Source organism: Asanoa siamensis, from assembly GCF_016862555.1.
GTDB classification, from domain to species: Bacteria; Actinomycetota; Actinomycetes; order Mycobacteriales; family Micromonosporaceae; genus Asanoa; species Asanoa siamensis.
Map to the genome: position 1 here is coordinate 1 of NZ_BONE01000176.1, position 3,511 is coordinate 3,511.

Sequence of the window (3,511 nt, forward strand, 5' to 3'; positions counted from 1 at the left end):
CGGGCTTCGTGTGGGGCCCCGTGAACGCGGGTGTGGTGCCGATCGTCGGCGACTGGAACGGCGCATAGCTGACCGAAGTAGGTCGGGCTCGACCCTGACGGGACGAGCCCGACCCGTGAGCCGTCAGCGTACGGGGTTACACCGACCTGCTCAGCGAGCACGATGTCACAACCGCGCTTCAGGCCAGCTTCAGCAGCGTCGGCACCTGCATCAGGGGCGCGTCGGGCCGCGCTCACGCGCCAACCGCTGACGCAGAGCTTGTGCGCCGGTGGGACCGATGTCGTCCAGAATGTCGAGGGCCTCGTTCCACGATGCGCGGGCCGCCGCGTGTTGCCCGGCGTCGTGCAACGTTTCGCCGATCCGCGCAAGGGTGTTGGCCGCACCCTCCAGGTGCCCGATGGCTCTTCGAATGGCCAGCGCCTGCTGGAAGGCGGCCAAGGCGAGGCCGTACTCACGCATCTGGTGTCGCACGAATCCGAGGCTGTCCCATGTCGCTGCCTGCGAGTTCTGGTCGTTCGCCTCCATCGCCAAGGCCACGGCCCGCTCGCAGCTTGCCAACGCCTCCTCCAGCTCGCCGAGCTGGGCAAGACACCAGCCCGCGGAGTTGAGCAGTCGACCGAGAACGGACGTCGAGCCGTTAGGGGGGTAGAGCTGCAGTGCGCGCTGGACGTGCTCGAGCGCGGCTCGGTGATCGCCCTGCCGCTCGAGCACAGTGGACAGCGTCTCGTGTGCATGGACCTGGCCCAGCCGGTCGTGCGTGCGGACGTACAGACTCAGCGCGTCACGTAGGTGGGTGTGCGCCCGCGGGTAATCCTCGAGCTTGGAGTACGCGAGACCAAGACAGCGGTGCACTCTAGCCTGTTCAGCTTGATCGCCGATCCGCCTGGTCGCGGCGAGCGCGGTCCTCAGTGTTGCCACGCGCTCCTGCCAGCGTCCCTGCCATTGAAGATAAGTCTCCAAGGACCAGGCAAGCTGCCAGACGTGCCTGTCGAATCCACTGTCGCAGGCCAGCTCAACGGCACTCAACAAAGCTGAGCGCTCCACGTCGAACCAGGCAAGGGCATCTTTCCGGCATGCGAACCGCTCGGTGGAGACGCCCGGCCCAGGCGCTGCCAGGGCTATCGAGTCTCGAAGCGGCTCGACCAACATGGCGGCATGGCCTGCGGAGCTCAAGTGATAGTCCAGGATGCGGCGCCGAGCACGCTGCCGGTCCTCCGCGGAGTCGTGTTCGCGCGAAAGCTCGCCGGCATAGGCTCGCAGCAGTTCATGGTAGGAGTACCGGCCGGGCAGGTGCTCTTCGAGGAGGTGGGCTCGACGGAGCTCGGCAAGCGAGTGCCGCGCCTCCGCGAGAGGGACTCCGCAAAGGCTCGCCGCCCCCTTCACCCCCGTGTCCGGAAGCATGCTCAGTAACCGGAACAGCTGCTTCGCAGCCGTGCTGAGTCGACCGTAGGACCAGGAGAACACGACACGGATGTCAGTCGCGGCGTCCGGGCTCGCGAGCGCGTCGAGGCTGGTGTGAAATTGCCCGAGCTCGTCGGCGAGGGCGGTCAATGTCGAATGCCGCGGGCCCTTGGCGCGGGCCGTGACGATGGCGAGTGCGAGCGGCAGTCCGGCACAGATCGTAGCCACCCGGACCGCCACCTCAGGCTCAGCCGCGATCAGGTCGCCCCCCAGCCGCATGGCGAGCAGCTCGCTCGATTCAGCGGCGGAAAGGACGTCCAGCGTGACCGATTCAGCTCCCTCGGCCACCAGCTCAGGCATCTCCTCGCGACTGGTGACCACCGCGGCGCTGCCCGGCGCGCCGGGCAGTAGCGGACGCACCTGTTCGGCATCGACGGCGTTGTCGAGCAGGATCAGTATCCGTTTTCCAGCGAGGAGGCTTCGAAAGAGGCCGACCTGAGCGGAAAGGCCGGTCGGCACGTACGCCGGGACAATGCCCAACGCCTCCAGGAAGCCGCGGACCACGTTCTCCGGGGGAACTGCCTGGCCCGCCGGGGCGAACCCGCGCAGGTCGACATAGAGTTGTCCATCGGGAAACTGAGGCGCCACCTCGTGTGCCCAGTGCACCGCCAGCGTCGTCTTGCCTACGCCGGCGCCGCCGGTGACCACTGCTGTCCTCGCGGCCCGGTCCACCTCACTCACCATGCTGTTGAGCTGGCCGAGGCTCTTCGACCGCCCCGCGAGCGGACCCACCGGCGCGGGCAGCTGCCGTGGAACCGGCACACTGTCGGTCGGCGTCGGGGCTGGCATCTGCTTGCCGACCAGGATCCGCTGATGCAACTCCCGGATCGCGGCGCTCGGAGCTATACCGAGTTCGTCGGCGAACAACCGGTACAACCTTTGGTAGACGGCAAGGGCCTCGGCGCGCTGCCCGCACCGGTACAGCGCCGTCATCAACTGCGCCCAGGGACGCTCGCCCAAAGGATGCCGCGCGATAAGCTGGCGTAGATCATCCACCACGGCGCTGTCCAGACCCGCCGCGAGGTCGAGATCGATGCGCCGTTCCATCGCAGCGAGGTAACGTCCGACCAGTCGAGGACCCTCCACGTGCTCCAGCCATGGGGCGTGCAACCCCTCGAACGGACTGCCACGCCACAGGGCGAGGGCTTCACCGATCGCGACACGTTCTTTGCCGGGCTCGGGCATGGCGGACGCGTCGTCCAGCATCTCTGTGAACCGCAGCGCGTCGACGTGTTCTGCCACCAGCCGGTAGCCGTCTGGTTCGGTATCGATAGCGCCGGTGCCCAGGAGTGCGCGCAACCGCGTCACGTACACCTGCACGCTGCGGCGGCCGTCGCTCGGCAGGTCCTCGCCCCAGATCCTGGCGGCCAGTCGCTCCGGCGCAACGGCGTGTCTGTTGTTCATCGCCAGGACGGCGAGCAACTCCCGGAGTCGACGCGCTTTGACAACTGTGGGGAAGCCGTTGACCCGAACCTGCAGAGAACCAAGTACCTGGACCTGTAGCCCGCCACCAAGACAGCGGTCGTCGTCGGACTGTCTCAACATGCAACCCGTATCCATCCCGGCCGCGCACCGGCGGAGTCCTAACTCGACTGCGCGGATGGATCGACGCGGCCAACTTTGACCGTCCAGACCAAACCACAGACCACCTTCATTTCCCTTTCATGCTTTCCCGTCCTGCTTGGCGTGATCGCCGAGGTCACGTTGGTCAGCCGCGAGCAACAACTTGCGGAGCAGGCCAGCGAGCGTCTGACGCTCGATGGCGTCAGGGGCCGAGAGGAGGCTGGCTTCGCCGTCGCTCTCCATAGTGGCGTGCCGCTCGAATACGGCGTCGCCGGCGGGAGTGAGCCGCACCCACACCCGGCGTCGGTCGGCTGGCTCGATGCCACGCACGATCAGTCCGTCGTTCTCCATGGGGCGTAGCCGGGCCGACAGCGCTCCTCGGGTGAGACCTAGGCGCTCGGCCAGTTCGGAGGGGCTGGCCTCGTACGGCGGCCGGCGCCTGATCCCGCCGGCCGAGGAGGTTGTCCTCTATTAAGAGTTCCTAACA

Annotated in this window: 2 protein-coding genes; both read right to left on the reverse strand. The window is 67.3% G+C overall.

Annotated elements, in window-relative coordinates:
* Positions 1–210: 210 nt before the first annotated feature.
* Positions 211–3,021, reverse strand: a complete 2,811-nt coding sequence (locus Asi02nite_RS40995) for an AfsR/SARP family transcriptional regulator (protein ID WP_505606706.1) — start codon at positions 3,019–3,021, stop codon at positions 211–213.
* A 102-nt stretch (positions 3,022–3,123) separates the two neighbouring features.
* Positions 3,124–3,468 carry a MarR family winged helix-turn-helix transcriptional regulator gene (locus Asi02nite_RS41000; protein ID WP_275410450.1) on the reverse strand — a complete coding sequence of 115 codons (345 nt, stop codon included), beginning with the start codon at positions 3,466–3,468 and terminating at the stop codon, positions 3,124–3,126.
* Positions 3,469–3,511: the final 43 nt, after the last annotated feature.